The sequence below is a fragment of the Kitasatospora sp. NPDC058170 genome (assembly GCF_042883905.1).
Taxonomy (GTDB): domain Bacteria; phylum Actinomycetota; class Actinomycetes; order Streptomycetales; family Streptomycetaceae; genus Kitasatospora.
The window spans coordinates 62,234-88,146 of the sequence record NZ_JBHVUV010000021.1; the positions used below are offsets into that span (position 1 = coordinate 62,234).

The window sequence follows — 25,913 nt, forward strand, 5'->3', positions numbered from 1 at the left end:
GGCCTCAGAGTTCCGCGAGCAGCTTGCGTCCCTCGGGCCAGTCACCCAGCCCGGAGGCCGCGTTGAGGTGGCCGTAGGCGCCGGGCTCGACGTACCTGGCGCCCCAGGCGCGGGCGAAGTGACGGGCGCGCTCGGGGGTGACCCACGGGTCGTCGGTGCTGGAGACGACCACCGCGGGGAAGGGCAGCGGCTGCACGGCCACCGGGCGGAATCCAAGGAGCGCCGGGACGTCCGCGGTGTCGATGTCGGCGGGCGCGACCAGCAGCGCGCCCCGGACGGCGGCGGTGTGTCCGGCGGGCGCCGTGGCGACCCAGCGGGCCACCGTGGCGCAGCCCAGGCTGTGGGCGACCAGGACGACCGGGCCGGCGGCGGCCGCGAGGGCGACGGCGGCGTCCAGCTCCGCCACCCAGGCGTCCGGGTCCGGGTGGTCCCAGTCGGCCTGCCGGACGCGCCGGAAGTCCGCCGGGTCGGCGGCCTCCCAACGGCTCTGCCAGTGTTCGGCCTCCGAACCCTGGTAGCCGGGCAGGACGAGGTACGTGGTGCGGTCCGACATCGGGGACGGACTCCCTTCGGGGAAGGCGGCGCGGGCAGCAGGAGTCTAGACATCCGGGTTTCCGGGGGCGCGCGTCGTCCACGGCCCGCGTGCGCGACCGCTCGCGCGCCGTCACGAACCCGGTGCGCCCTGTTGCGTCGGCTGCGCCGGTGCGGGAGGTTGGTCCACGGCCCGGCCGGGGATCACCGGCCAGGGCCCGAAGCGTGCCTGACGGTCTATCAAGTGGAGGGATGTCGACGATGGCATCGAAGATCCTGCTCGTCACCGGTGACGCCGCGGAGTCGCTGGAGGTGTTCTACCCCTACCAGCGGCTGCGCGAGGAGGGCTACCAGGTCGACATCGCGGCGCCTGGCAAGAAGCGGCTGCAGTTCGTGGTCCACGACTTCGTGGACGACTTCGACACCTACACCGAGAAGCCCGGCTACACCTGGCCCGCCGACCTCGCCTTCGCGGACGTCGACCCGGCCGAGTACGTCGCGCTGGTCATCCCCGGCGGCCGCGCCCCCGAGTACCTGCGCAACAACCCCGAGCTGCAGCGGATCGTGCGGCACTTCTTCGAGGGCGACAAGCCCGTCGCGCAGATCTGCCACGGCCCGCTGATCACCGCCGCGGCCGGGGTGCTCTCCGGTCGGCGCAGCGCCGCCTACCCGGCGCTGGAGCCCGACGTGGCCGCGGCCGGCGCCGAGTACGTCGACGGCGAGGCGGTGGTGGACGGCGTGGTCGTCTCGGCCCGCGCCTGGCCGGACCACCCGGCGTGGCTCCGGGCGTTCATCGAGGTGCTGCGGGTCAAGGCGCCGGTCGCCTGACCCCGGTTCTCGGGGGCACCCGGCTGCGGGCTCCGGGATCCCTCAGGGTTGGTCCGGCACCTGAGGCGGAGCGACACGTGGGGAAGTCGGCACCTGGGTCGGACACGTACGAGACCTGGGGCTGAGGACCGCACCGGCACCGGCCTGGCAGCGTGTCAGCTGTCAGGACCGGGTCGGATGCCGTCGGCGTCCGACCGCTCGACCGCGGGAGGGCGACATGGCGGGAACGACGGGAACGACGGCAAGGACGGGACCGACGGACACGGTGGCGGGGGGCTCCCCGGGGCGCGGGGGCAGGCGCGGCCTCGCCGCCCGGGCGGCGGCGGTGGTCCTCGCGGGCGCGGGCTTGGTGGGCGCGCTCGCCCCGGCGGCCGGTGCGGCGGACGCGCCGGCGCCCTACCGGGTGACGGCGTCGGCCGACGGCGAGCCCGCCGCGGGCTCCGCGCAGCGCGTCGACCGGGCGGCCCTGGACGCCGCCCTGCGCGCCATGACGGGGCCCGGCGGTTCCACGGCGGCCCTCGCCCGGGTGCGGGAGGGTGGCCGGACCGCCTGGGCGGGAGCGGTCGGCAGCGCCGACCTCGCCACCGGGGCCGCCGCCTCGGCCGACGGCCGCTTCCGGATCGGCAGCGTGACCAAGACCTTCGTCTCCACCGTCGTCCTCCAGCTGGTGGCCGAGCACCGCATCGGCCTGGAGGACTCCGTGGAGAGCCGCCTGCCCGGCGCGGTGCCGAACGGCGCCGGCATCACCGTCCGCCAACTGCTCAACCACACCAGCGGGCTGGTCAGCTACACCGACGACGCGGCCTTCAACTTCGACAACCCGGCCGTCGTGCGCCAGTGGCTGGCCGGCGGCCGGTGGACGCCGTACCGGCCGCAGCAGCTCGTCGACATCGCCACCGCGCACCCGCCGTACTTCGCGCCCGGCCAGGGCTGGCACTACTCCAACACCAACTACATCCTGGCCGGGATGCTGATCGAGCGGACCACCGGCCGCAGTTGGGCCGAGGAGGTCGAGCGCCGGATCATCCGCCCGCTCGGGCTGACCGGCACCTCGATGCCCGTCCACTCGCCGTTCATCGCCGGCCCGCACGCCCACGGCTACCTCCCGCTCGACACCGGCCCGGCGGATGCCACCCTGCTCGACCCGAGCATGGCGGGCGCGTCCGGTGCCGGGATCTCCACCACCGCCGACCTCGCCAGGTTCATCTCCGCCCTGCTCGGCGGGCAGTTGCTCGGCCCGGCCGAACTCGCCGAGATGCAGCGGACGGCCGACATCGGCGACGGCGCGACCTACGGCCTCGGCCTGCAGCGGATGACCACCCCCTGCGGCGAGTTCTGGGGCCACGGCGGCGGTATCCCCGGCTACACCACCGTGATGCTCGGCGAGGCCGGCGGGCGGCGCCAGTTCGCGGCCTCCGTCAACCCGTACGACGTCTCCGACCCGGACACCGCCAACGCCGCGTTCAACCGCCTGATCCTCGCCGGGGAGTGCGGCGGGCGTCCGCCGGCCGCCGACCCCGCCGGCCCGGCGGGTTCGGCCGGTCTGACAGGTCTGACAGGTCTGACGGGCCCGGCCGGTCTGGCGGGCCTTGCCGGGGCCGCCGGGAAGATCGGCTGACCGCAATCCCGGCCACCCGGGCCGGCCGAGGTGCCATCATGGCAGGCGCATGATGAACAGTCGCCACCAGGAGGACGAGACATGGCAGAGCCGCTGATCGCCGCAGTCGGGGGCAAGGTGCCCTCCGTCGACCCGACGGCCTTCGTCGCCCCCAACGCGGTCGTGGTGGGGGACGTGACGGTCGCCGCCGGAGCCAGCATCTGGTACGGCGCGGTGCTGCGCGGCGACGCCGAGTCGATCGCGGTCGGCGCCGGAAGCAACATCCAGGACAACTGCACCCTCCACTCCGACCTGGGCTTCCCGCTGGTGGTCGGCGAGAGGATCTCGGTCGGGCACAACGCCGTCCTGCACGGCTGCGTGATCGAGGACGACGTCCTGGTCGGCATGAACTCCACGGTGCTCAACGGCGCCCGGATCGGCGCCGGTTCGCTGGTCGCCGCCGGCGCCGTGGTGCCGCAGGGGATGCAGGTGCCGCCCGGCTCGCTGGTCGCAGGGGTGCCGGCCAAGGTCCGCCGGGAGCTGACCGAGGAGGAGCGGGCCGGCATCAAGTTCAACGGCGAGGGCTACCTCCTGCTCGCCGAAGGCCACCGGAGCATAGAGCCGGTCGGGCCCGCCGAGTAGCGGCCGGGGCCACCGTCCCAGCGGCCGGTGCCGCCCCCGGGAGCCCGGGGGCGGCACCGCCTGGAACGTGAGCAGACGTGCCCGGCGCCCACGGAACCGGGCGCCGACGCGACCCCCTCCGGCGCTCAGCCGCGCACGGCCGCCTCGGGGTCGACTCCGTCCACGGCGCCTCCGTCCACCCCGACCGGGTCCGTCGCGACCCCGTCCACCGCGCCTCCGTCCGCCGCGAGCGCGACCACCGCCGTCGGCCCGGCCGGCTCCGGGCGCCGCCGGTCCGCCGCCCAGGCGACCAGCGCGATGGCGGCACCCGAGGCGGCGAGCCCGGAGCCGACCAGCGTCGGCGACGTCCAGCCCAGCCCGGCGTCCAGGGCCAGCCCGCCGAAGTACGCCCCCTGGGCGTTGGCCAGGTTGAACGCGCCCTGCACCGTCGCCGAGGCCAGCGTCGGCGCCTGGCGCGCCTTCTGCAGCACCAGGGTCTGCACGGCCGGGACGATCGCGAACCCGAACATCCCGATCAATACCACCGTCACCGCCGCCGACCACTCGGTCCGGGCGGTCACCGCGAACAGCGCCAGGGTGGCGGCCAGCAGCAGGAAGGCCACGCAGACGGTCGGGCGCAGCGCGCGGTCGGCCGCGAAGCCGCCCACCACGTTGCCGATCGTCATCCCGACGCCGAACAGCGCCAGCACCAGCGTCACCGACCCGGTGGCGTACCCGGAGACCTCGGTGAGCAGCGGTGCGATGTAGCTGTAGCAGGCGAAGAAGCCGCCGCAGCCGAACACCACGGTGCCCAGCGCCAGCCAGAGCTGTCCGCTGCGGAACGCGGACAGCTCGTGCCGCAGGCCCGCCTGCGCGGGGGAGGGCAGTTCCGGCACCAGCCGGGCGATGGCGAGGGTGCCGGCCGCGCCGATCGCGACCACCACGAGCATGGTGGCCCGCCAGCCGAGGTGCTGGCCGAGCAGGGTGGCGGCCGGGACACCGATGATGTTGGCCACGGTGAGTCCGGAGAACATCACGGCGACCGCCCGGGCCCGCCGGTGCGGAGCGACCAGTTCGGCCGCGGCCACCGCCCCGGCGCCGAAGAACGCACCGTGCGGCAGCCCGGTGACCAGTCGCGCCGCGGCGAGCGACCAGAAGTCGGGAGCGAGCGCGCACAGCAGGTTGCCGGTCGCGAACAGGCCGGCCAGGGCGACCAGCACGGCCTTGCGCGGCCGCCCGGCCGCGGCCGCGGTGAGCAGCGGGGCGCCGATCACCACACCGACGGCGTAGGCGGAGATGAGCCACCCGGCCTGGGGAATGGAGACGTGGAGGCTGTCGGCCACCTGGGGGAGCAGCCCCATGGCGGCGAATTCGGTGGTGCCGATGGCGAACGCGGTGACGGCCAGGGCGACCAGCGCGAGAGGCAAGGGGTGACTCCGGGGTGACGCCCGACGCAGGCGGGCAGCGGGAGGGGCCGGCACGGTCGTCGGGCCGGTGGAAGAGTGGGCGAGGGTGGGCGAGGGTGGGGACGAAGCTGTTTAGTTCGGGCGAAATCCTAATGCCGCCGGGTGTCGCCCCCGTATGCCGTCCATGGCGGGACGGTTACACGACGGGGGTCGCCAGCCGGGCGCCCGCGCGCGAGACTGGGTGCATGTGCCGCAGTATCAAGACGCTGAGACCACCCGTGACGCCCGACGCAGGTGAGGAGGACTTCCGCGCCGCCGCCCTGCAGTACGTCCGCAAGGTGTCCGGGTTCCGGGCCCCGGCGGCGCACAACCGGGAGGCCTTCGACCGGGCCGTGGACGCCGTCGCCGACGCCACCGCACGGCTGCTCGCCGAGTTGGAGGTGCGTGGCGCCCACGCCCGTACCGCCGATGCCACCGCCTAGAGGGACGGCGGACCGGCAGGGACCAGGAGGTCGGTGATGAACCCCCCCAACCGCTACGCGCTCACCTTCCCGGGCACCCCCGGAACCCAGGCCCCGCAGGACGTCGTCGTGGTCAACCGCACCAGCGCGACCGGCCCCGGCGGGCACCCGGTGTACGAGGACGCCAGCGGCATCGTCCGAGCCGAGATCAGCGACGCGGGCGAGGTCCGGATGCTCGCCAGCGGCGGCCACCAGTCCCCGCACCTGCCGGTGCACGCCCAGCCGCTGCCCTGAACCCGGCGAACCGCCGGTGCGCGGGCGCGGTCTCGGGCAGAATCGGCGCATGACCACAGCGCGCTGGCAGGGCACGGTCATCGCCGAGAGCGATGACACCACCGTCGTCGAGGGCAACCACTACTTCCCGGCCGACTCGGTCCGGGTGGAGTACCTGATCCCGTCCGGGACCACCACGGTCTGCGGCTGGAAGGGCACCGCCGAGTACTACACCCTGCAGGTCGACGGCCTGACGAACCCGGACGCGGCCTGGTTCTACGCGGAGCCGAAGCCGGAGGCGGAGCACGTCCGCGGCCGGGTGGCCTTCTGGCGCGGGGTGGAGATCGCCGACTGACCCGGACCGCCCTGCTGACCCGGACCTCAGGCTGACCGGACCGCCCGGCCGACCCGGACCTCCGTCGCGGCGGGGCGTGCCGGGTCGCCCGCGCGGTCGGAGATCGCGGAACAGCGCGTACCGCCGCGCCGCACCGGGTACCGGCACAGCATGGCAATCTTCAGGAAACCGGGACGCTCCGGGCGCGAGGAGCCCACCCCCGAACACGTCGCCGAGGAACTGGCCGAACTGGTCGAGGAGCTGGAGCAGCTCGAGCCCGGCAAGCCCGGTGAGACCCTGGACCGGGAGGTCGCCGAGTACGGGGCCGAGCGCGGGCGGCGCCGGGGAGCGGCCCTGGTCGCCTCCGTCAGCCGGCTGATCGGCACCGGTGGACGGGCCGCCGCGAAGGGCGCCAAGTTCGGCGGCCGGGCCCTCGCCGACCAGCTGGTGCAGGCCGCACCGCGCATCCCGGTCCGCACCCTGGCCACCCTGCGGGCCCAGCACCCGGCCGCCGCGGATGCCGACCAGCTGGCCGATCTGCTGGTCACCGGCGCCTGCCGGGCCTCCGGCGCCCTGGGCGCGGGGGTGGGCGCCGCCGCGATGCTCCCGGTGCCGCCCGCGATGCCGGTGGAGATCGCCGCCGAGACGCTCGCCGTGGCAGCCGTCGAGATCAAGCTGATCGCCGAACTGCACGAGGCGTACGGCCTGCCGGCCACCGGCTCGACCACCCAGCGGGCCTCCGCCTACGTCGCGGCCTGGGCCAACCGCCGGGGCATCGACGCGACGGTCCTGGTCAGACCGGCCGGCTTCGCCGCGATGGCGCTCGGCGCCGAGGTCCGCCAGCAGGTCCGCAAACGGCTCACCCGCAGCTCGCTGCGCCGCCTGCCCTCGCTGACCCCGCTGCTGGTCGGTGCGGGCATCGGCGCCACGGTGAACCGGCGCGACACGCGCAAACTGGCCCGCGAGGTCCGCAAGGACCTGCGCGCGCGCCACCCGGCCGACCCGTCCTACTGGTCCGCCGCCGACCCGGACCGACGGGACCGGGACCGACGGGACCAGAATGGACGGGGTCAGGACGGACGGGACCTGGACGGACCGGACGGGATCCGCACCGAGCCGGGTCGACTCGACCGGGGCTGAACCGGCCGGCGCCGAACCGACCCGGGGCCGGCCCGAGTCGAATCGGGCCGGCCCCGGGGGCGAAGCGACGAGCCCTAGGGTGCCGACGGGGCGACCGCGCCCCGGCCGGCCTTGACGCCGTTCACCATCGCCTGGTGGATCGCCCGCGCCGTGATCTCGTCCGCCGCCCGGACGGGGCTCCCGTCCACGGTGTACCAGTCCAGTGCGCCCGTGTACTGCACGGTCAGCCGTGCCTCGCCGTCCACCCAGGTGGTGTGCACGGTGAGGTCGCCGGAGATCGGGCCGACCTCCGCGGTGGTGACCCCGCCGGGTCCGCTGATGATCGACTGTGTGGTCCAGGTGGCCCACGAGGCCCGCGGGTCCTCCGGTGGCCTGGTCTGCTGCTCGCCCTGCTGCTGCTCGCTCATGCACTCATCCTCCCTCGCCCGTCCGCCGCCGCCCGGGCAGCGACACCGGCGGTCGCGGAGGCCGCCCGGCTGCCGGGCGGCCTCGTGGCAACTCGTGTGTCGCGGACGGTCAGCCGGTGGCCCCCGGTTCGTCGAGGGCATCGCCCTCGGCCTGGGAGGTCTCCTGCGCGTGGAGGTTCTGCATCGAGGTGATGCCCTCCTCGGGGTCGGCCGCGCGAACGTCCTCGTCCTGGTCGACGCTTACCTCGGACCGTGCGCTCATGTCGGTCATCGCGGGCTCCGTCTCCTCGGCCGGCCGGGGCGCCGTCACGTCGGGCGGTGGCCGGGCCGGGTCTGCTTGTCGCCCCTCCAGCCTGCCTCCGCGCCCGCGCCAGGGCCAACCGAGCTTTCGGCGGAGTGTGCTCCCGGACGGCCTCACCAGGCGACCGGCAGCGCCTCCACCCCGGAGATGATCGCGTCCGGGCGGTAGACCAGCTCGCTCTCCGGCACCGCGAGCCGCAGCCCGGGCAGCCGCCTGAACAGGGTGGCGAGGGCGATCTGCAGCTCGGCCCGGGCCAGCGGCTGGCCGAGGCACTGGTGCACGCCGAAGCCGAAGGCCAGGTGGCGACGGGCGTCCCGGTCGAGGTCCAGCTCGTCGACCGGCAGGTGGCCCGGGGCGCCGAACAGCTCCTCGTCCCGGTTGGCGGTGGACAGCATCGCGATCACCCCCTCACCGGCCCGGACCAGCGTGCCGCCCAGCTCGACGTCCTCCAGGGCCAGCCGGGGCAGGCCGGTGTGGACGATGGTGAGGTGGCGCAGCAGCTCCTCCACGGCACCGGGCACCGCCGCCGGGTCGGCCAGCCGGGCGGCCTGCTCGGGGTGGCGCAGCAGCAGGACGGTGGAGAGCGCGGTCATGTTGGCGGTGGTCTCGTGCCCGGCGACCAGGAGCAGCAGGCCGGTCGCGGCGATCTCCCGCAGGCTGAGGTCGTCCCGGGCGGCGAGCCGGCTGAGGATGTCCTCGCCCGGGTGCTCGCGCTTGTGCGCGGCCAGGCCGCCGAGGTAGTCCAGCAGCTCGCCCTGGGCCCGGCGGGCCTCGGGCTCCTGCGCCGTGATGCTCACGATGACGCGGCTCAGCGACTGGAAGATCTCCCGGTCCTCGTACGGGACGCCGAGCAGCAGGCAGATCACCAGCGAGGGCACCGGCAGCGCGAAACCGGCGACCAGGTCGGCGGGGGAGCCCTGCCCGGTCATCCGGTCGATCGACTCGTCCACGATCTGCTGGATCTCGGGGCGCAGCGCCTCGACCCGCTTGACCAGGAAGTCCTCGGTGACCATGCGGCGCAGCCGGGCGTGCTCGGGGTCGTCGAGGCGGATGAAGCTGGGGTTGGCGGCGACGAGCGCGCGCCGGTCGGGGGCGAGGAAGGGGAACTCGGGCCGGCGGGCGTCGGCGCTGAAGCGGCGGTCGGCGAGGACCGTGCGCACCTCGGGGTAGCCGGTCACCAGCCAGCAGGAGGTGCCGTCGATCAGCTCGGCGTGGGTGACGGGGCCGGTGCGGGCGGCCTCGGCGTAGGCGGACGGCGGGCCGAAGGGGCAGCCGCCGGTCTGGGGGGCGGGCAGCAGCAGGGCGGGGGCGGTGGGCGTGCTCGTCAAGGTGGGGTCTCCTTGCGTGGCAGACGGATTGGCGTGGCGCACGGCTCGGACGGCCGGCCTGGCCGGGCCCTGGGGCGGGTCGGCCGGACCGGCCTCAGGCCTCCTCGGTGACGGTGATCGCGCCGCCGGGGCAGAGCTCGGAGGCGAGCCGGACGTCGGCGAGGTGTTCCGGCGCCACGGTGCTCCGGCGAAGTCTCACCAGACCGTCGTGGTCGCCCTGTTCGAAGATCTCCGGCGCGGTCACGACGCACTGGCCGGAGCTGCAGCAGCGGTCCTGGTCGATGCTCACCTGCATGGGACGGACACCTCTCACTGGTGTGGCACCGGATCGCCCGGGCCGCTCGGCCCCCCGTTGTCGCCCCCGTTGGATCCCTCGGTTGCTGATACCAACCTAACCGCCGCTCTGTCGCACACGAAGGGTGCGGCGCCGGGATCGCGCAGAATGGCCGATTTCGCTCGCATTGTGAATACCGCAGGGGCGCAGGTGATGTGAGGGATCGTCATCTCCTGATCACAGCCCTTCGGCGGCGGCGATCTCCCGGACGGTGGCGACGGTGTCGGCCTCGTCCGGCTGCTTGTCCGGCCGGTAGCGCAGGACCCGGGCGAACCGCAGGGCGAGCCCGGCGGGGTAGCGGGGGCTGCGCTGAACGCCGTCGAACGCGATTTCCACGACGAGTTCCGGCCGTACCCGCACGGTGTAGGCGTCCCGTTCGGTCTCGCGGGCGAGCAGCTGCTCGGTCTGCCAGGCGAGCGTCTCGTCGGTCAGCCCCTTGAAGGTCTTGCCGAGCATCACCCACGGGCCGAGCCCGGGCTCGCCCGCCGCGCGGGCGCCGAGGTGCAGGTTGCTGAGGAGGCCGCGCCGCCGTCCGCTGCCCCACTCGGCGGCGAGCACGACCAGGTCCAGGGTGTGCCGGGGCTTGACCTTGATCCACCCGGCGCCGCGCCGCCCGGCCGCGTAGGCGGCCGCCGGATCCTTCACCAGGACGCCCTCGTGGCCGAGCGCCAGGGTCTCCCGGAAGAACGCCAGCGCCTGTGCCCGGTCCCCGGTCTCGGTGCGGGCGACCCGGTGCCCGGCCGGTACGGCCTCGGCCAGGGCGGCCCAGCGCTCCCGGCCGGGGCGGTCCACCAGGTCGTCGCCGTCGCGGTGCAGCAGGTCGAAGAAGTAGGCGCTGAGCGGGACTTCGGCGCGCAGCCGGTCGAGGTCCTGCCGGGTGGCGGTGCGGGCGGCGGTCTCCTGGAACGGGCGCGGGCGGCCGTCGGGGCCGAGGGCGATCGCCTCGCCGTCCAGCACCGCCGCGCTGACGGGCAGTGCGAGCGCCGCCTCGACCACCTCGGGCACCCGGGCGGTGATGTCGTCCAGGCTGCGGGTGAACACCGCGACGTCCGGGCCGTTCCGGTGGACCTGGACCCGGATGCCGTCGAGCTTCCACTCCAGTGCCGCCGGACCGGTCCGTTCCAGCGCCGCGGCCACGTCCGGGGCGGAGGCGGCGAGCATCGGCCGCACCGGGCGGCCCACCTCCAGGCGGAAGGCGTCCAGCGCGGACACTCCGGCGGTCAGCGCGGCCTCGGTCACGGCGCGGGCCGAGCCCCGGAACATCAGGGCCCGCCGCACGGCCGCGGCCGGCACCCCGGCGGCCTGGGCGACGGCGTCCGCCACCACCGCGTCCAGGGCGCCCTGGCGCAGTTCGCCGACCAGGACGGCCCGCAGGAATGCCTGCTCCACGTCGGTGGCCTGGTCGAACAGCCCGGTGAGCAGCCGGCGGCGCTCGGCCTGCGCGCCCGAGCCGTGCACCGCGGCGATCCGCTCCAGGGTGAGTTCGGTCTCCCGGACGCCGAGGGACGGCTCGGCAGCGGGCGGCGGCAGGTCGCGCAGGGCGGCCGGACCGATGCCGGTGCGCAGCCGGTGCGACTCGCCGGAGAGCAGGGCCACCGCCGCCGGCGCCTCGGCCGGGCCGAGCTCGCGCAGGCCGTCCGCGAGCAGGGTGGTCTTGGCCCGGCGGCCGGACTCGGCGGCGACCGCGCGGGAGGTCAGGGCCAGGTGCCGGAGCAGCATGCGGGGACTCCTCGGGGTGCGGGGCGTGCAGGGACGTGGGGCGGCAGGGGTGCGGGAGGTCCAGCATCGGCGGCCGGGACCGGCGCGGACGGCAGGACACGCGCCGGTGACACTCTGGAGCGGGACGGCCGTCGACTTGTCCACCGCGTCAGAGCTCGGTGATCCGACGGACCGTCATGCTGTGCCGGTACCCGGCGCGGCACCGGGCCGTCCGCAGTCCGTGACCCGCCGGACGCCCGCCGTCCGACGCCCGCAGCCCAACGCCCGACGCCCGGAGGCCGAGATGACGCCCATGCCCACCACCAGCACCGCCGCTACCCCCTGGACGGTCACCCCGCCCGGGAGCGCGGACTTCGCCGCCTGGCGCGAGCTCTTCCGCGGGTACTGCGCCTTCTACAAGGTGCCGATGCCGGAGGAGAAGGCCGACCTGGTCTGGTCCTGGCTCACCGACCCGGCGCACGAGCTGGAGGCCCTGCTGGTCCGCGACCCCGACGGCACCCCGGTCGGGCTTGCGCACTACCGGCCGTTCTCACGTCCGTTGCACGGCGCGGTCGGCTGCTACCTGGACGACCTGTTCGTCACCCCTGCGGTACGCGGCGGCGGCGCGGTGGACGAGCTGCTCGCCCGGCTGCGGGCGATCGCCGCCGAGCGCGGCTGGAACGTGGTCCGCTGGATCACCGCCGACGACAACCACCGGGCCCGCTCCAAGTACGACCAGGTCGCCACCCGGACGATGTTCGTCACCTACGACATGGCCCCGGAGCAGGCGCCCCACCGCGTCCGGGCCGCCGACTGAGGCCCTGCTCGCGACCGGTCCGATCGCGCACGGAAATTCGTTCGTACTTTTTGTTATCGGCGTACCGCGCGGAGGTCTCCCAGGTGTCGGCACCACTTCGGCCGACCCGAGCAGGAAGCGTGTGCGGGTGAACAGCGAAGACAGGACGACCATCCTCCCGGCCGTCGGCCCATCCGGCGGCCGCGCCGAGCGCCGGGCCGCCGAGGCCAGGGGCCGGCGACGCGGGCACCGGAGCCGCCGGCGCGGCGGCATCGGACCGCTGACCGTCGTGGTGGCGGCCGTGGCCGGCACCGGCGTGATCGGTGCGCTCGCCGGCGCCGGATTCGCGGTGTACGGCGGGGCGGAGAACACCTCGGACCAGAGCGCGGTGGCCTTCGAGCCGCAGATCGCGGCGGAGGCCGGCACCCACGAGGGCATCCAGGTGCCCGGCGCCTCCGGCGGCGACCCGAGCGCCCTCGCCGCGGCCGCCGGGTCGGCCGCAGCCTCCCCGCCCGCCACCGACCTGGCACAGGCCGCGCCGGCGCCGACCTCCGCCTCCGCCACCACACCCACGGCCACCGGCACGACCGCGGGCCCGTCCACGCCCGCGGCGAGCCCCTCCGCGACGGCCAAGCCGACGAGCTCGCCGAGCCCGACCGGCTCCGCCCGGCCGACCACCGCCACCAAGTCGGCGAGCAGCGGAGCGACCACCACGGCCGCCACACCGCCCAAGCCCGCCACCACCCCGGCGAGCGGCACCGCCGCCCAGTACGCCCAGCAGGTGGTCGACCTGGTCAACGCCCAGCGCGCCCAGCACGGCTGCGGCCCGGTCACCGCCGAGCCGCGCCTGGCGGCCGCCGCGCAGAGCCACAGCGAGGACATGGCCGACCGCAGCTACTTCGACCACGCCAGCCCCGAGGGCTACCACGCCGACCACCGGATCGAGGCGAACGGCTACCGCTGGAGCACCTGGGGTGAGAACATCGCCCGCGGCCAGAAGGACCCGGCCGCCGTGATGGACGCCTGGATGAACAGCCCCGGCCACCGCGCGAACATCCTCAACTGCGCCTTCAAGGAGCTCGGCGTGGGCGTCCGCACCGGCTCCGGCGGCCCCTGGTGGACCCAGGTCTTCGCGGCCCCCGCCTGACCCCCCGCCCGACCCCCGACGACCCCCGTTTTCCGAATCCGCGCGAATTGTTGTTATCTGAGCACTCCCCCCAGGTCTCCGAGGAGGCAGCGGCGGACGGATGACGGCAAGACGGAGTACGGACCCATGAACGTTGACGTGCAGAGCAGGACCGGGACGACCCTCGTGCTCGCGGCCCAGGCGGGTGACCGGCAGGCCCAGGAGGCGCTGGTCGCCGCCTGGCTCCCGCTGGTCTACAACGTGGCCGGGCGCGCGCTGAACGGCCACGCCGATGTGGACGACGTCGCGCAGGAGACCATGATCCGAGCCCTGGACGGGCTGGACGGGCTGCGCGACCCGGAGTCGTTCCGCTCCTGGCTGGTGGCGATCACCATGAACCAGATCAGGCGCCGCTCCACCGGCCAGCAGCAGGCGGCCGTCGGGGGCCTCGACGAGAGCTGGGAGGTGGCCGACCCGCGCGCCGACTTCACCGACCTCACGATCCTGCGCCTGGGCCTGTCCGGCCAGCGCCGGGAGGTCGCCGAGGCCACCCGCTGGCTCGACCCGGACGACCGCGAGCTGCTGGCCCTGTGGTGGCTGGAGGCCTGCGGAGACCTCACCCGCGCCGAACTCGCCGAGGCGCTCGACCTGACGCCGCAGCACGCGGCCGTCCGGGTGCAGCGGATGAAGAAGCAGCTGGAGGCGGGCCGGGTGGTGGTCCGGGCGCTCACCGCGTACCCGCGCTGCCCCGAGCTGGCCGAGCTCACCGCGGGCTGGGACGGCACCCCGGGCTCGGTGTGGCGCAAGCGCATAGCCCGGCACATCCGGAGCTGCGCCGCCTGCGACGGACTGGGCCGCGACCTCTTCCCGGCGGAGGGGCTGCTGGCCGGCCTGGCGCTGGTGCCGATCCCGGCGGACGCACCCGTGCCGTTCGACCCGCAGGCCGCCGCTGCCGCCGTCCACCCCGGTGGCGCAGGCCAGGGCTTCCGGTCGGGCCTCGCCCGGAAGACCGCCGTCGCGGGCGGGGCCGCGGCCGTGCTGGCCGTCGCGACCCTCGCCCTGGTCTGGCCGCACCACGCGCCGCCGGAGCAGGCCGCGCCCGAACCGACTCCTCCGGCCGCCGCGCCCGACACCCCGGCGGCGGTCCCGATACCCGGGCCGACGGCCGCCGACACGCCGACCGTCACCGCCGCGCCCCCGCCGGTCGTCTCCCCGCCCGCACCGACGGATCCGCCCGAGCCGACCGCCACGGCCTCTCCCACGGCGTCACCCAGCCCCCGTCCGACCGCCCCCAGCCCGGAGCGCCAGCTCGTCGACCTGGTCAACGCCGAGCGCGCCAAGGTGGGCTGCGGCCAGCTGCGGATCGACCCGAAGCTGCACGCGGCCGCCCAGAAGCACGCCGAGGACATGGTCGCCCGGCGCTTCTTCGACCACGTCAACCCGGACGGCGCCCGGGCCGACGCCCGGCTGACGGCCGCCGGCTACCGCTGGTCCCAGTGGGGCGAGAACCTCGACCGGGGCCCCGGCGCGCCCGCGGTCGTCGTCAGCCGCTGGATGGACGGCGGCATCCACCAGTCCAACATGCTGGACTGCGCCTTCAAGGACGTCGGCATCGGCGTGGCCACCGGCCCCGCCGGCCTCTACTGGACCCAGGACCTCGGCACCGCACTCGGATAGCGGGGAAGGGGGGCAGGGAGGAGCGGCAGGCAGCGGACCGGAGGCGGTGCGCTACCGGGCGACCAGGTCGGACGCCTGCCCGGTGACATGGCCGGTGGCCTCGCCGACCACGCCACCGGCGTCCCCGACCTGTCCCTGGACGGCCCCCGGCGCCGCGTCGAGCACCCCGCTCTGGGCGAGCGGTCCGGCCAGGTCGCCCTGACCGCCGACCGCGCTGGCGTGCGCACTGGGAGCGGTCAGGGAGGCGACGACGCCCACGGCGAGCGAGGCGACGGCGAGCATGCTGCGCTTCTTCATGCCCCGCCCAACGACGCTGCGCCACCCGGGTTACGGACGGGCCGGCGGGTTCACCCGTTCTCGTGGCCCGAACCCGGTGGAGGGCGCCGGAGCGCGGCCTCCACCGGCACCAGCCGCGGGTGGTCCGCGCCGAGCCTGGCGACCAGCACCGCCCGGGCCTCGGCGAACAGCGCCTGGGCCTGCCCGCGGTCGCCGGCGGCCGCGAGCACCCGGCCCAGCCGCCACCGGTTGTCCGCCCACGCGGGGTGGCCGCGGCCGTGCACCCGCTCGTGCAGCTCCGCCGCCTCGGCCAGCGTCCGCAGCGCCTCCTCCCGGTGGCCGCGCGCCGCGAGCAGCATGCCGGACACGTCCAGGGCGGCGGCCAGCCGGTGCGGCTGCAGCTCCGCCCGGCCGCGCCGGTAGGCCAGGACGGCGTCGACGATCGCGGCCGCCGAGGCGAGCTGACGGTCCCGCAGCGGGTAGTAGGTGCCCGGCAGGCCTTCCTGGGGGGTCTTCAACTGCTCGAAGTACTCGCGGACGGTGTCGACCAGGATCTCGCTGGCCCCCATGATGAGGTCCAGCGACTCCGCGTCGTGGTCGTTGTGGTCGGCGCCGGCCTGGCGCACGCTCTGCGCGAGCAGATCGCACGCCACCACGCTGGGGCGGCCCTGGAGCAGGGAGAGCCGGGCGCGGTCCTGGCGGATCGAGACCTCCAGCACGGGGGACATCCAGCTCAGCTGCGAGCCGAGGCGCAGCAGCTCCGTCCAGGCCCGCTCCAGATGGTCCGCGGCCGCGCCCAGCCGGCCGCCCTCCAGTTCGGTCAGCGCCAGCTCGCGGTCGATGGCGACCTCGATCTGGGCCGCCTTGTGATCGATCGCCACCGTGGGCAGCACGAGCTCGCGGTGCGAGCGCTCCGCCCGGCCGAGCCGGCCGAGTCCGCCGAGGGCCTGCCGCGCGGCCTGCAGCTCGCGCAGCGAGCCCGCCGGGTCGGCCAGGTCCCGGCGGAGGGCGGCGGCCAGCCGGTGGGCGCGGACGGTCAGCAGGGTGGTGGCGGGCCCGGCGGGCTGCCCGGACAGCTCCGCCAGCGCCTGCCGGACCTGCCGCTCGGCCGGCCCGTACCGGGCACAGGCCCGCAGCACCTCGGCGAGCAGCAGGATCGAGTCCACCTCCTCCGGCCCGGCCAGCCCGGCCCGGATGCGCAGGGACTCCTGGTAGGTGAGGTAGGCCTGGGCGGCGGCGAGGTCGCCCTGCCGCGCGCGGAACCGGGCCAGCCGGTGGAGCAGCTGCGAGCGCCGGGCGGTGCTCTCGGCGTGGTCGTCCTCGGCGCGCTGGACGACGGTGTGGGCGTGCGGCAGCAGCGCCGCGCAGGCCGCCCAGTGCTGGGGCGAGGTCGGGTCGGCGGGGAAGCAGGCCAGCACGGCCTGCAGTGCGGCCCGGGCCCACCCGCGCCGCTGTGCGGGTGTCATCCGGGCGCGGACGGCGCGCTGGAGCTGCTCGTGGCTCTGGATGGCGATCGAGCCGGTGCGGCTGTTGGGCGCGATCTGCAGCAGGCGGGCGGTGGAGAGCCGGCCCAGCACGTCGGTCAGCGGGCGGCCGTCGGGGCGGGCGGCCCCGGTGCCGGGCTCGTCGGCGGCGGCCCGCAGCCCCTGGGCGATCAGTTCGAGGCTGAGGCCCTGGGGGGCGAGGAAGGCGCAGACCGAGAGCATCTCCATGGCCCGCCCGTCGCGGTCGGAGAGCCGGTCGAGCAGCGCGTCGTAGGAGACGGCCGGTTCGCTCCGGGCGTCCGACGCGGCCGGGCCGTCGTCCCGGACGGCCGTGGTCCCGCTGGCCCGGGCGAGCAGGTCGGGCAGGGCCGCCAGGTGGTCCCCGGGATCGGCGCCCGGCACCGCCGGACCGTCCGGTCCGGACCAGTCCCGGACGGGGGTCAGGGGCAGGACATGGCCCTCCAGCGCCCGGCGGTCGGCACTGTTGATCCGGGTGGTGACCAGCACGCTGCCGTAGCCGTCGGGCGGCCAGTGGTCACCGACCAGGGTGCGCGGGGAGTATCCGGCCAGCCAGCGCTCCTGCTCGCCCATCTCGTCGCCGAGGCCGTCGATGACGATCAGCCAGCCGGGGTGCTCGGTCAGCAGGCGGTTGAGCGCCTCCGCGGTGCCCCCGTCCGCGTCCCCGGCCCCGATCCCGTCCGCGTCCTCGGCGTGCGGCCCGCCGTCGGTGAGCGTGAACAGGTCCGCGAGCTCGGTGAAGGCCCGGAGGATCCGCGCGTGGCTGCGGCCGTCCACCCACCAGACCAGTGAGTAGGACTCCCGGTGCAGGTGGGCGTGGGCCAGCGCCAGCGAGGTCTTGCCGACCCCGGGCGGGCCCTGGACGACGCACAGCGAGCGCTCCCGGGCGGGGTAGTGCGCCGAGCGGGCGGCGGAGGCGCTGCCGCGGGGGTGCAGGATCCGCTCGACCTCGACGAGTTCGCCCTCCCGTCCGGTCATGTCGGGGCGGTCCGGCGGCAGGTTGTTCCAGGTGGGCTCGGTCTGCGCCTCGGTCTGCTCGGCCGTTTCCGCGGGCGGGGCGGCCGTGGTGGCGCGGCGCTGCCACCAGCGCCGTGCCACCACGCCGATGCCGGCCCCGGCCACGACGCCGGCGGCAAGCGTGGTGCCCGATGTGAGCCCGCCCCGGAAGGGCCGCCGACGGGCGGGCCGGGCCGCCTGGCCGGTCGAGGGGCCGCTCAGGGCCCCCGACGGCAGGCTGACGGCGAGCCGGTCGGCCAGCGCGCCGTCCGCGCCGCCGAGGCCGCGCAGGACCTCGACCGCCACCTCGGCGAACGGGACGCTGTGCGCGGGCAGGGCCGGCGCCCCGGCCGGGGCGGCCTCGGCGAGCGCCGCCAGCGCGCGGAAGTCGAGGGTGCCGAAGGTCCCGGCGACCGACTGCGACACCCCGGCCAGGACGCGCAGCACCTCCGCGGACTCGCCCCTGGTGAGGGTGGACAGCAGCCTGCTGCGGATCCCGGGGCGGAAGTCGTAGAGCACCGACTCCGGGTCCTCGCCGGGCTGCTCCGGCGAGCGGCGCTCCAGGAGGCCGGAGAGGTAGAGCTCGGCCAGGTGGGCCGCCGAGGACTCCACCAGCATGGCCTGCTGGACGTGCCGCATCACCGGCAGGCTGAGCGGGGAGGCGGCCAGGAACCCGGCCAGCTCGTAGGCGGTGGGGGAGGCCTCCCGGCGGAAGCGGGCGAGCAGCTCGGCCGGCGACTCGGCGCCGGGGCGCAGGCGGGCCGGTGCGGGCGGCGGGCCGAAGGGCGAGCCGCCGCCGGGGCCCGCCGGCCGGCCGTCCAGCGGCACGGCCAGCACCGGCGTCCAGTCGGCGGCGCGGCCGGAGAGCATCCGGGACCAGGGCGCCAGCCAGTCGGCACGCAGCTCGACCACGCCGGCCCAGGCGGTGCCGGGCGCCGACCGGTCGGACGCCGCGCCCGCGGCCGGCTCGCCCCACGGGTCCTCGGCGGTGAACAGCACGGTCGGCCGCTCGCCCGGCCGGACCCTGGCGCGGGCCGGGACGGGGTGCAGCGCGGTGCGGTGCCAGTGCCTGCGCGGCAGTACCTGGAGCACGGTGAGCGGGGCGTGGCGGCTCCAGTCGTGCATCGCGGCGGGCAGCGCGGAACCCTGCCAGAGCGGGCCCACACCGTCCGTCAGCAGCAGGACGATCCGCCGCCCGCGCGGGTCGGCGGTCAGGCCGAGGCCGGGGCGGGCGGACCGGCGGATCGCGGAGCGGGAGGCGGCGGGCGCGCCGTGGTGGCGCGGCGTCAGGACGGGCACGCCGTACCGCTCGTGCAGCGACCAGGCGCGTACCCGTCGGAACGCGCCGTGGCGGCGCAGCAGCGCGGCCAGTTCGTCCGCCAGCGAGGACCAGACGGCCATGGTCGGACCGCAGTCCACCACCAGGTCCACGTCCAGCCAGCGCTCCGGTGCGCCCTGCCAGACCGGCAGCACCAGTCCGGCGCGGCCGGAGACGGACACGGTGGCGGCCTCGTCCAGCACCCGTTCGTGCACCGAGCGCACGGAGCGGCGCAGCGGGCGCAGGGCGCGGGAGAGCGCGAGGGTGCCGGTCAGGGCGGGTCGGGCGGGGCTGCGGACGGTGGCGGCGGGCCGGTCCCGGTGGCCGGGGGTGTCCGGGACGGGCGGCAGGTGGAGCGGGACGACGCCGGGCGAACCGGTCTCCTCGTGCTGCCCGGAGGGCTTCGGTCCGGCGGCCGCCGGTGCCGGGTCGGGGCGGTCGGGCGCGGGCGGCCGGGCGGCGGGGGCGCCGGCGCGGTCCTGCTCCTGGGCGGCCCGGTCGACCGCGGCGCGCAGCGCGGCCCCCCAGGCGGCGGCCGCCCGCTCGTCCTCCTCCGCGTCGATCGTCGGCAGCGCCGGCAGCCCGGGGTGGAGCGGCCCGGGCGGCTCGGGTCCGGTGTCCGGGCGCAGCCCGCAGACCCGGGCGAGCCAGAGCACATCGGCCAGGTCGCGCGGGTCGGTGCTGCCCTCGGGCTCGGCGCCGTCGGCGGTCAGCAGACGGCCGAGTTGGCGCAGCAGCTCCCCGGGCACCGGGGCCGTGGACGTCGACGCGACGGGCGCCGACGCGGCTGGCGTCGACGGCTCGGACCTCGGGGCGGTGGACATCGGGGTGTCACCGCTCCTCTAGTGAGCGCAGCAGATGGGTGTCGAGGAGGTCCCGGCCGCCGTCGCTGTCCCACAGGCCGCGGGAGGCCATCAGCAGGGCGTTGAGCAGCTGGTCGTTGGCGAGGTCGGCGCCCTCCTCCTGCTGCTTGGCCAGGAACCGGGCGATCAGGCGCTCGCGGACCTCGGCCGGGACGGCGGCCCCCGGGCCGGACAGGTGCGCGGCGACCATCCGGGCCAGCTTGTCCGGGCCCGGCCGGGGGATCTCCAGGCGCAGGCAGCGGCGCAGGAAGGCGGCCGGGAACTCGCGTTCCTCGTTGCTGGTGAGGATGACCAGGGGGAACTCGGTGCACCGCACCCGGCCCCGGCTCAGGGACGTCCAGCCGTCGTCGTCGCCCGTCATCACCTGGGCGTCCTCCTCGTCCAGGCGGTTCAGCTCGGGGATGACGAACTCGCCCTCCTCGAAGACGGTGAGCAGGTCGTTGGGCAGGTCGAGGTCGGCCTTGTCGATCTCGTCGATGAGCAGCACCCGGGGCCGGTCCCAGGGCAGCAGCGCGGTGCCGAGCGGGCCGAGCCGCAGGTAGGGGCCGATGCCGGGGGCCGATCGACCCTCCGCGCCGGTGCCGCCGCCGGTGCCGCCGCCGGGTCGCAGGCCGGTGTCCTGGAGGCGGCCGATCGCGTCGTAGTGGTACTGGCCCTCCTGCAGGGTCGCGCGGCTGGTCACCGGCCAGTGCAGCACCGGGCCGAGGCCCAGTTCGTGCGCGACGCTGTACGCCAGGGTGGACTTGCCGACTCCGGGCGGGCCGGTGACCAGGAGCGGGCGGCGCAGGTGCAGGGCCATGTTGACGAGGTGGATCTCCTTCTCGTCGGCCTGGTAGGCGGCGGCCTGGTGGTCGCGGCCGAGCTTGCGGAAGGCGACGGCCTCGGACATCTCCGGCGGTGTGGGCAGGTCGGCGCCGTCCTCGCCGTCGCGGCGGAAGGAGCGCCAGGGCGGGGCGTCGGGCAGCCGCCGGATCCCGTCGTGCGGGACGCCGGTGCTGCGGTAGATCCACCAGTCCGGGGCACCGCCGCCCTGGTGCTGGTGCTGGTGCTGGTGCTGGTGCTGGTGCTGCTGGTGCTGCTGGTGCCCGGGCGGTGGGGCCTGCGGAGGCGTGCCGGAGTCGGGCAGGGCGTCGTCGTACGGGGTCGTCACGCGGGTTGTCCTTCCTGCTGGGCCGCCCGCTGGTCGGGGTGGGGCGCCGGACGGGGGGTTTGGTGGGGCGTCGGACGGGGGGCCGCGCCGGTCCGGCCGCCCGGGTCCGGGTCGGGCGCGGTGCGGTGCGCGGGAGTGCTGAACGGCGTCGGCGCCAGCCAGGCGGCCTGGCCGGGCTCGTCCCAGAGCAGCGTGAGGTGGTGTCCGAGGTCGGCGGGGTCGTCCTCGGCGGAGGCCCGGCGCCGGCGGTGGATGTGGGCCGCCAGGCCCGCCAGGTGCGAGGCCGTCAGTTCGCCCAGCAGCTCGTGCAGCTCGATGGAACTGCCGGAGTCGCGCCGCCAGAGCATGACCGGGATGCCCTCCCGGACGGCGTCCTTGACCGCGCGGTAGGGCACGGCCCGGTGCTTCGGGTGGTAGGCGTACGGGAAGCACAGCGCCAGGATCGCGGTCTGCGGCCGCTCGTCGAGCCACCGCCGAACGTCGCCCTGGCGGCCGCCCACGTGCAGGGTCCGGCCGCTGGTCTCGGCGTCGATCGGGCCCAGGTCGGCATCGAGCGCGAACCAGCCCGGCAGGTCGGCGACGGTACCCGGGGCGCCGCTGTCCACGGCCGCCTCCAGGGCCCGCCACTTGTTCTTCCACGCGGGGTGCCAGAGCGCCGACCGGATCCGGTCCAGTGAGCGGACCACCACCGGGAAGTGCATACCGACCGGGTAGTCGTCCTCGTCCATCGGCCACAGCTCGGCGGGGTGGCCGAGCAGGGACCACGGCAGCAGGAACTCCACCCGCAGGCCCTCGGCGTCGGCCGCCGCCGCGGCCAGCTCCCGCCAGGTCGTCAGATGCCGGCTGCCGCTGCTGCGCAGGGCGGACTGCGGGATCTGGTCGTCCGAGGCGTGTTTGGACACCAGCCGCCACGGGTGCTCGGTGGTGTCGTACAGGAGGGCCTCGAAGGCGTAGACGGGCTCGGCGTCCGAGCCGACCGGCGAGACGTCGTCCAGGACGATCTGGAGCACCAGCGGGTGGTGCTGCTCGGCCGGACTGCCGCGGTGGGCGGCGGGCGCCGAGGCGGGTGCGACCAGGTCCGCCTCGGCGACGCCCAGCTCGTGGGCCTGCTGCTTGACCAGGTCGGTCAGCGCGGTGGCCTCCGGGCCGGCGGCCTCCTGGGCGAGTCTGGTCAGGAAGCGCAGCAGCAGCGGGGGAGCCGCCCGGTCGTCCGGCGGTTCGGGGTCATGGGCCGCCGTCGACTGGCCGAGCCGGTGCGTGGTGGTCCGGGCGCCGTCGGTGCGGGTGTCATCGGTGCGGGGCTGGTGGTAGCAGGCCTGGTGGGACTGGTGATGGGCTTGGTGGTGGGCTTGGTGGTGAGGGGCCCGGCCGGGGTGGGGCTGGTCGAGCCGGGCCTGGTTGAGCCGGGTCACCGCCTCGGGAAGGCCGTCCTGGCTCCGCACCGGGTGGGTCTCGCCTGGCGCGCAGGCGGCCTCGACCAGGTGCAGGACCTTGGCCGGGGCGGGCGTCGGCCGCACGGTGCGCAGGATCCGCAGCAGGGCCAGCTGCGGGGCCGGAGCGAGCAGACCGGGCACCGTGATCGCCTCGACGCAGGCGGTCAGCCAGCCGACGGCGGCCGTGCCGTCGCGCTGGAAGCGCAGGACGTCGGCGAGCTGGAGGAGGGCCTGCGCCGGGTCGTGCCAGCGGCGGCAGCCGCGGACGACGTCCTGGAGGTGGTCGGTGGCGAGGGCGCTGTAGGGGACGGCGAACGCGCCGGGCAGCCCGAGCCGGCGGCCGAGTTCCTCCAGAGTGCGTTCACGGAAGGCGGGGTCTCCGACGCCGGGGATCTCGGCGAGGATCTCGCACAGCTGCCGGTCGGCGCCGGTCGGCCAGGGCCCGCCGTCGGCGGGTGCGCCGTTCGGCAGGCCGGTGTCGGTGTCTGCGGCGCCGGGTCGGCGGCGGCCGCCCAGGCGGGCGAGCAGACCGCGGCGCTCTACCACGGTCTGCCCACCGGTCCGCCGGGGCCGCCGGGGTCGTCGGCGCCGTCGGGGCCGTCGAACGCGTCCGGGTCGGCTTCCGGGAGGCCCGCCAGCGCGCGGAGTTCGTCGACGGCCGCGAGGCCGGGGCGCAGGAAGTCCAGCGTGTCCAGCACGGCGGTCAGGGCCGCTGCCGGATCGCGGTGGCTCGCACAGGCCTGGACCGTCTCGATCAGGTGGTCGACCGCCTGTGCCCGGTACGCGACCCGGAGCGGCGCGGCCGGGCCGAGCCGTTCTGCTGCGCCGCGCAGCACCTGTCGGCGGAAGTCGGGGTCGTCCATGTCCGGGATCGCGAGGAGGAGAGGGACGAGCTCCCGTGCCCCGGGCAGCGTGGTGGCACGTCGTGTCGACGTGGCAGGTCGTGCCGCAGCGGCGCGAGGTGCCGGCGCGGCCGGCCCGGCGGGGGTGGCATCGCGTGCCAGATCGGCATGACGTGTCGTTTGGGTGGGCTGCGCCTCCTCGGCAGGCCGTGCCATCGCGGCCGTCCCTGCCCCGGGGGTCAGCGCCTTCTGCAAGGGGTCGCCCGCCGGCAGGGCGGCCGCGAGCGCCGCGAGGGGCGTGAACCAGCCGCCGCGGACGCCGTCGAAGTCCCGGCTGCCCTTCAGGACCCCGCACACCGCGCCGGAGTCCAGTCGGATGACCATACTGCCGCTGAAGCCGTCCTTCACCTCGTCCCCGGTCACCCGCAGGTAGCCCGCCGACGGGCCGGCCACGGTGAGCAGCAGCGAGTCCTCCTGGGCCCCGGGCATTGGCGTGTAGGTGGAGAACCCGGCCACCAGCACCACCGTCCCGGGATTCGGCGGCCGCCCGGCGTCCAGGGCGAACGGCGCCTGCTCGACCTCCCGGTCGAGGTCGAGCAGGGCGAGGTCGGGAAAGGCGTGGAACCTGCCGTCGCCCGGCTCGGCGGGGAACAGCCGGACGGGAGAGGTCGCGCCGACCCAGCCCCACGGACCCCGCACGCCCAGCCCGCTGCGGCCCCGGCGGGCGACGTGCGCGGCGGTCAGCACGGTGCCGGGGGAGAGCACGAACCCGCTGCCCAGGAAGCCGGAGTCGTCGCACACCTCGACGACGGCGGTCAGCGCGGCCTCCACCCCGAGCGGCCACGGGCCGGTCACCGGGCGCCGCTCACCCGCGGTCCGACCGGGGCCCCGACACCGGGCGGTCCACAGCCCGGCCCGTTACCGACCGCGTCCGACCGCGGCGGAACGCCGACCGGCGGCTGCCCGGCAGCGTCCCGCGCCCCGACGGTGTCCCGTATCCCCGAAGCGGTCCCTACCCCGGCGGCGCCGACCGCCTCGACCGGTGCGGCGGCCGTGGCCTTCGCGCGCTCCGGCACCGTCACCCCGGCGTGGACGAGCGCGCCCCCGCCGAGATCCACCATGATGACGTCCCCCACCAGTGACTCCCCTCGGTCCCCATGCGTGGCAGCGCTCAGCGTAGGGGCTGGACCAGCGGTATGGCAGAACTATCAAGCGATCAACATGTCCTGATTTTGCATCAGCCGGGGAGTCGGCCCGGGACTTGAGACCGGTGGGACCGCATCGGTAGCTGTCGCGCCGGGCAGAGCGAGGCGTTTTCCCGTCCGCGGTCGCACTGTGAGCCGGAACACAGTTGAGGTTGACCTTGGGTCAGGCCGGAAGCTCGTCGCAACGGCCCGACGCCGAGGCGGGCACAGCAGATCCGAAGGAGCAACATGTCCATCACCCTTGCCGGTCAGCAGCAGGATCGCCCGGAGCTGCGGAAGGCGATCGAGGAGGTCGTCGCGTGCGGTGTTCTCGGGGTGCAGCTGCGGGTGAACGACGAGCGGGGCGAGTGGGTCGCCGGCGCCGGGGCGTGCGAGCTCGGCCGGAGCGCCGGGGTGCTGACCGACGGGCACTTCCGCATCGGCAGCAGCACCAAGAGCTTCGTCGCGGCCTCGGTGCTCCTGCTGGTGGCCGAGGGCAGGGTCGGCCTGGACGCCCCGGCCGGTGACTACCTGCCCGGGTTCGGGCTGGACCGGCGGATCACGGTGCGGATGCTCCTGCAGCACACCAGCGGGATCTTCAGCCACACCGGCGAGCTCCACGAGGACGGGACGGTCGTGCCGGGGGTCCCGTGGCGGGGCAGGGAGTGGGTGGAGAAGCGGTTCCACACCTACCTGCCCGAGGAGCTGGTGCGGCTGTCGCTGTCCAAGCCGGCGCGGTTCGCGCCGGGGTCGGGCTGGAGCTACTCCAACACCAACTACGTGCTGGCCCGGCTGGTGATCGAGAGCGTCACCGGCCGGTCGTTCGCCGAGGAGCTGCAGCGGCTGATCCTGGGGCCGCTGGGACTGACCGGCACCGTGGCGCCGGGCGCCTCGCCGGAGATCCCCGAGCCCCACAACCACGGTTACTACCGCTACGAGGACGCCGGGCAGGAGAGGACGCTCGACGTCACCCGGCACAACCCCTCCTGGGTCGCGGCCGGCGGCGACATGATCTCGACCACGCAGGACCTGCACACGTACTTCTCCGCACTGATGGGCGGCAGGCTCCTGCCGGCCGGACTGCTGGCCGAGATGCGCACCCCGGAGGCCACGATCGGCTACGGCCTGGGGGTGTTCGCCCAGGACCTGGGCCCGGGCGGCGGCACCGTCTTCCACCACAACGGCGCCACCATCGGCTCGGCGGCCCTGATGTACAGCACGCCCGACGGCCGTACGACCATGACCGCCGGGCTGACCTACGTGGACGACGCCGACATGTCCATAGCACCGGCCTTCCAGGCCGCCCAGAAGAGGCTCGTCAGCGAGGTGTTCGGCGGCGGGCAGGCCGACCCGGCGCGGCCGACGGGCTGATCACCCGGGCCCGTACGCTTCGAGGGCGGCCCCTTCTGGCCGTACGTCAGACAGGACAGGACGCGAACCGGGGCCGCGCCGGGCCGGACGGGCCCGGCGCGGCCCCGTCCCCTGCTCGGC

General features: G+C 75.7%; 23 protein-coding genes. 11 read left to right on the top strand and 12 right to left on the bottom strand.

What is annotated here, in order from left to right:
- Positions 1-4 precede the first annotated feature (4 nt).
- Positions 5-553 carry an RBBP9/YdeN family alpha/beta hydrolase gene (locus tag ACFVVX_RS23675; RefSeq protein ID WP_387948582.1) on the bottom strand — a complete coding sequence of 183 codons (549 nt, stop codon included), beginning with the start codon at positions 551-553 and terminating at the stop codon, positions 5-7.
- Positions 554-792: 239 nt separating this feature from the next.
- Here ACFVVX_RS23675 and ACFVVX_RS23680 point away from each other — a divergent pair, with 239 nt between their 5' ends.
- The 3 genes from ACFVVX_RS23680 (at position 793) to ACFVVX_RS23690 (ending at position 3,598) form a co-directional block, all read left to right on the top strand.
- Positions 793-1,359: a DJ-1/PfpI family protein gene (locus ACFVVX_RS23680; RefSeq protein ID WP_387948583.1), complete on the top strand. Its 567-nt coding sequence runs from the start codon at positions 793-795 to the stop codon at positions 1,357-1,359.
- A gap of 217 nt (positions 1,360-1,576) precedes the next feature.
- Positions 1,577-2,977: a serine hydrolase domain-containing protein gene (locus tag ACFVVX_RS23685; RefSeq protein ID WP_387948584.1), complete on the top strand. Its 1,401-nt coding sequence runs from the start codon at positions 1,577-1,579 to the stop codon at positions 2,975-2,977.
- An 81-nt stretch (positions 2,978-3,058) separates the two neighbouring features.
- Positions 3,059-3,598 carry a gamma carbonic anhydrase family protein gene (locus ACFVVX_RS23690; RefSeq protein ID WP_387948585.1) on the top strand — a complete coding sequence of 180 codons (540 nt, stop codon included), beginning with the start codon at positions 3,059-3,061 and terminating at the stop codon, positions 3,596-3,598.
- A 125-nt stretch (positions 3,599-3,723) separates the two neighbouring features.
- Here ACFVVX_RS23690 and ACFVVX_RS23695 read toward each other — a convergent pair whose 3' ends face one another.
- Positions 3,724-5,004 (bottom strand): MFS transporter, encoded by a 1,281-nt coding sequence (locus ACFVVX_RS23695; RefSeq protein ID WP_387948586.1) that lies wholly within the window; start codon positions 5,002-5,004, stop codon positions 3,724-3,726.
- A gap of 224 nt (positions 5,005-5,228) precedes the next feature.
- On the opposite strand from ACFVVX_RS23695, the gene ACFVVX_RS23700 reads away from it, so the two are divergent.
- The 4 genes from ACFVVX_RS23700 to ACFVVX_RS23715 all read left to right on the top strand — a co-directional run bounded on the left by ACFVVX_RS23700 (position 5,229) and on the right by ACFVVX_RS23715 (position 7,191).
- The gene (locus tag ACFVVX_RS23700) at positions 5,229-5,465 is read left to right on the top strand and encodes a DUF2277 domain-containing protein (protein ID WP_387948587.1); all 237 of its coding nucleotides are present in this window, start codon (positions 5,229-5,231) and stop codon (positions 5,463-5,465) included.
- Positions 5,466-5,501: 36 nt separating this feature from the next.
- Positions 5,502-5,738 carry a DUF6296 family protein gene (locus ACFVVX_RS23705; protein ID WP_387948588.1) on the top strand — a complete coding sequence of 79 codons (237 nt, stop codon included), beginning with the start codon at positions 5,502-5,504 and terminating at the stop codon, positions 5,736-5,738.
- A 49-nt stretch (positions 5,739-5,787) separates the two neighbouring features.
- Positions 5,788-6,072: a DUF427 domain-containing protein gene (locus ACFVVX_RS23710; RefSeq protein ID WP_387948589.1), complete on the top strand. Its 285-nt coding sequence runs from the start codon at positions 5,788-5,790 to the stop codon at positions 6,070-6,072.
- A 150-nt stretch (positions 6,073-6,222) separates the two neighbouring features.
- Positions 6,223-7,191, top strand: a complete 969-nt coding sequence (locus tag ACFVVX_RS23715; protein ID WP_387948590.1) for a hypothetical protein — start codon at positions 6,223-6,225, stop codon at positions 7,189-7,191.
- Between the two features lie 74 nt (positions 7,192-7,265).
- Here the strand turns inward: ACFVVX_RS23715 and ACFVVX_RS23720 are convergent, their stop codons facing one another.
- The 5 genes from ACFVVX_RS23720 to ACFVVX_RS23740 all read right to left on the bottom strand — a co-directional run bounded on the left by ACFVVX_RS23720 (position 7,266) and on the right by ACFVVX_RS23740 (position 11,280).
- Positions 7,266-7,598: a hypothetical protein gene (locus tag ACFVVX_RS23720; protein WP_387948591.1), complete on the bottom strand. Its 333-nt coding sequence runs from the start codon at positions 7,596-7,598 to the stop codon at positions 7,266-7,268.
- Positions 7,599-7,707: 109 nt separating this feature from the next.
- Positions 7,708-7,869, bottom strand: a complete 162-nt coding sequence (locus ACFVVX_RS23725; RefSeq protein WP_387948592.1) for a hypothetical protein — start codon at positions 7,867-7,869, stop codon at positions 7,708-7,710.
- A 143-nt stretch (positions 7,870-8,012) separates the two neighbouring features.
- Positions 8,013-9,227 (bottom strand): cytochrome P450, encoded by a 1,215-nt coding sequence (locus ACFVVX_RS23730; RefSeq protein WP_387948593.1) that lies wholly within the window; start codon positions 9,225-9,227, stop codon positions 8,013-8,015.
- A gap of 94 nt (positions 9,228-9,321) precedes the next feature.
- Positions 9,322-9,522: a ferredoxin gene (locus ACFVVX_RS23735; protein WP_387948594.1), complete on the bottom strand. Its 201-nt coding sequence runs from the start codon at positions 9,520-9,522 to the stop codon at positions 9,322-9,324.
- A gap of 216 nt (positions 9,523-9,738) precedes the next feature.
- The gene (locus tag ACFVVX_RS23740) at positions 9,739-11,280 is read right to left on the bottom strand and encodes an ATP-dependent DNA ligase (protein WP_387948595.1); all 1,542 of its coding nucleotides are present in this window, start codon (positions 11,278-11,280) and stop codon (positions 9,739-9,741) included.
- Positions 11,281-11,572: 292 nt separating this feature from the next.
- Between ACFVVX_RS23740 and ACFVVX_RS23745 the strand changes: the two genes are divergently transcribed.
- The 3 genes from ACFVVX_RS23745 to ACFVVX_RS23755 all read left to right on the top strand — a co-directional run bounded on the left by ACFVVX_RS23745 (position 11,573) and on the right by ACFVVX_RS23755 (position 14,858).
- Positions 11,573-12,076 (top strand): GNAT family N-acetyltransferase, encoded by a 504-nt coding sequence (locus tag ACFVVX_RS23745; RefSeq protein WP_387948596.1) that lies wholly within the window; start codon positions 11,573-11,575, stop codon positions 12,074-12,076.
- A gap of 127 nt (positions 12,077-12,203) precedes the next feature.
- The gene (locus ACFVVX_RS23750) at positions 12,204-13,202 is read left to right on the top strand and encodes a CAP domain-containing protein (protein WP_387948597.1); all 999 of its coding nucleotides are present in this window, start codon (positions 12,204-12,206) and stop codon (positions 13,200-13,202) included.
- 126 nt (positions 13,203-13,328) lie between these two features.
- Positions 13,329-14,858, top strand: a complete 1,530-nt coding sequence (locus ACFVVX_RS23755; protein ID WP_387948598.1) for a sigma-70 family RNA polymerase sigma factor — start codon at positions 13,329-13,331, stop codon at positions 14,856-14,858.
- A gap of 51 nt (positions 14,859-14,909) precedes the next feature.
- Here the strand turns inward: ACFVVX_RS23755 and ACFVVX_RS23760 are convergent, their stop codons facing one another.
- Genes ACFVVX_RS23760 through ACFVVX_RS23780 form a run of 5 tightly spaced genes read right to left on the bottom strand, consistent with a single transcriptional unit; the run spans position 14,910 to position 24,093 of the window.
- Positions 14,910-15,155 (bottom strand): hypothetical protein, encoded by a 246-nt coding sequence (locus ACFVVX_RS23760; protein ID WP_387948599.1) that lies wholly within the window; start codon positions 15,153-15,155, stop codon positions 14,910-14,912.
- Positions 15,156-15,205: 50 nt separating this feature from the next.
- On the bottom strand, positions 15,206-19,774 hold the full coding sequence (locus ACFVVX_RS23765) for an SAV_2336 N-terminal domain-related protein (protein ID WP_387948600.1): 4,569 nt from the start codon (positions 19,772-19,774) through the stop codon (positions 15,206-15,208).
- A gap of 7 nt (positions 19,775-19,781) precedes the next feature.
- On the bottom strand, positions 19,782-20,963 hold the full coding sequence (locus ACFVVX_RS23770) for an AAA family ATPase (RefSeq protein ID WP_387948601.1): 1,182 nt from the start codon (positions 20,961-20,963) through the stop codon (positions 19,782-19,784).
- Positions 20,960-22,942, bottom strand: coding sequence for a hypothetical protein (locus tag ACFVVX_RS23775; protein WP_387948602.1), 1,983 nt, complete (start codon positions 22,940-22,942; stop codon positions 20,960-20,962). Before ACFVVX_RS23775 ends, ACFVVX_RS23770 begins: the two co-directional genes overlap by 4 nt.
- On the bottom strand, positions 22,936-24,093 hold the full coding sequence (locus ACFVVX_RS23780) for a trypsin-like peptidase domain-containing protein (protein ID WP_387948603.1): 1,158 nt from the start codon (positions 24,091-24,093) through the stop codon (positions 22,936-22,938). The genes ACFVVX_RS23775 and ACFVVX_RS23780 overlap by 7 nt, the downstream gene beginning before the upstream one ends.
- Before the next feature lie 578 nt (positions 24,094-24,671).
- Between ACFVVX_RS23780 and ACFVVX_RS23785 the strand changes: the two genes are divergently transcribed.
- Positions 24,672-25,793 carry a serine hydrolase domain-containing protein gene (locus ACFVVX_RS23785; protein WP_387948604.1) on the top strand — a complete coding sequence of 374 codons (1,122 nt, stop codon included), beginning with the start codon at positions 24,672-24,674 and terminating at the stop codon, positions 25,791-25,793.
- Positions 25,794-25,913 lie beyond the last annotated feature (120 nt).

Excerpts from the sequence above, each read along its gene's own strand:
- ACFVVX_RS23755 (WP_387948598.1), top strand. The coding sequence starts at position 13,329 with ATGAACGTTGACGTGCAGAGCAGGACCGGGACGACCCTCGTGCTCGCG.
- ACFVVX_RS23740 (WP_387948595.1), bottom strand. The coding sequence starts at position 11,280 with ATGCTGCTCCGGCACCTGGCCCTGACCTCCCGCGCGGTCGCCGCCGAG.
- ACFVVX_RS23690 (WP_387948585.1), top strand. The coding sequence starts at position 3,059 with ATGGCAGAGCCGCTGATCGCCGCAGTCGGGGGCAAGGTGCCCTCCGTC.
- ACFVVX_RS23700 (WP_387948587.1), top strand. The coding sequence starts at position 5,229 with ATGTGCCGCAGTATCAAGACGCTGAGACCACCCGTGACGCCCGACGCA.
- ACFVVX_RS23720 (WP_387948591.1), bottom strand. The coding sequence starts at position 7,598 with ATGAGCGAGCAGCAGCAGGGCGAGCAGCAGACCAGGCCACCGGAGGAC.
- ACFVVX_RS23710 (WP_387948589.1), top strand. The coding sequence starts at position 5,788 with ATGACCACAGCGCGCTGGCAGGGCACGGTCATCGCCGAGAGCGATGAC.
- ACFVVX_RS23735 (WP_387948594.1), bottom strand. The coding sequence starts at position 9,522 with ATGCAGGTGAGCATCGACCAGGACCGCTGCTGCAGCTCCGGCCAGTGC.
- ACFVVX_RS23675 (WP_387948582.1), bottom strand. The coding sequence starts at position 553 with ATGTCGGACCGCACCACGTACCTCGTCCTGCCCGGCTACCAGGGTTCG.
- ACFVVX_RS23680 (WP_387948583.1), top strand. The coding sequence starts at position 793 with ATGGCATCGAAGATCCTGCTCGTCACCGGTGACGCCGCGGAGTCGCTG.
- ACFVVX_RS23715 (WP_387948590.1), top strand. The coding sequence starts at position 6,223 with ATGGCAATCTTCAGGAAACCGGGACGCTCCGGGCGCGAGGAGCCCACC.
- ACFVVX_RS23760 (WP_387948599.1), bottom strand. The coding sequence starts at position 15,155 with ATGAAGAAGCGCAGCATGCTCGCCGTCGCCTCGCTCGCCGTGGGCGTC.
- ACFVVX_RS23785 (WP_387948604.1), top strand. The coding sequence starts at position 24,672 with ATGTCCATCACCCTTGCCGGTCAGCAGCAGGATCGCCCGGAGCTGCGG.
- ACFVVX_RS23685 (WP_387948584.1), top strand. The coding sequence starts at position 1,577 with ATGGCGGGAACGACGGGAACGACGGCAAGGACGGGACCGACGGACACG.
- ACFVVX_RS23765 (WP_387948600.1), bottom strand. The coding sequence starts at position 19,774 with ATGTCCACCGCCCCGAGGTCCGAGCCGTCGACGCCAGCCGCGTCGGCG.
- ACFVVX_RS23745 (WP_387948596.1), top strand. The coding sequence starts at position 11,573 with ATGCCCACCACCAGCACCGCCGCTACCCCCTGGACGGTCACCCCGCCC.
- ACFVVX_RS23705 (WP_387948588.1), top strand. The coding sequence starts at position 5,502 with ATGAACCCCCCCAACCGCTACGCGCTCACCTTCCCGGGCACCCCCGGA.
- ACFVVX_RS23725 (WP_387948592.1), bottom strand. The coding sequence starts at position 7,869 with ATGACCGACATGAGCGCACGGTCCGAGGTAAGCGTCGACCAGGACGAG.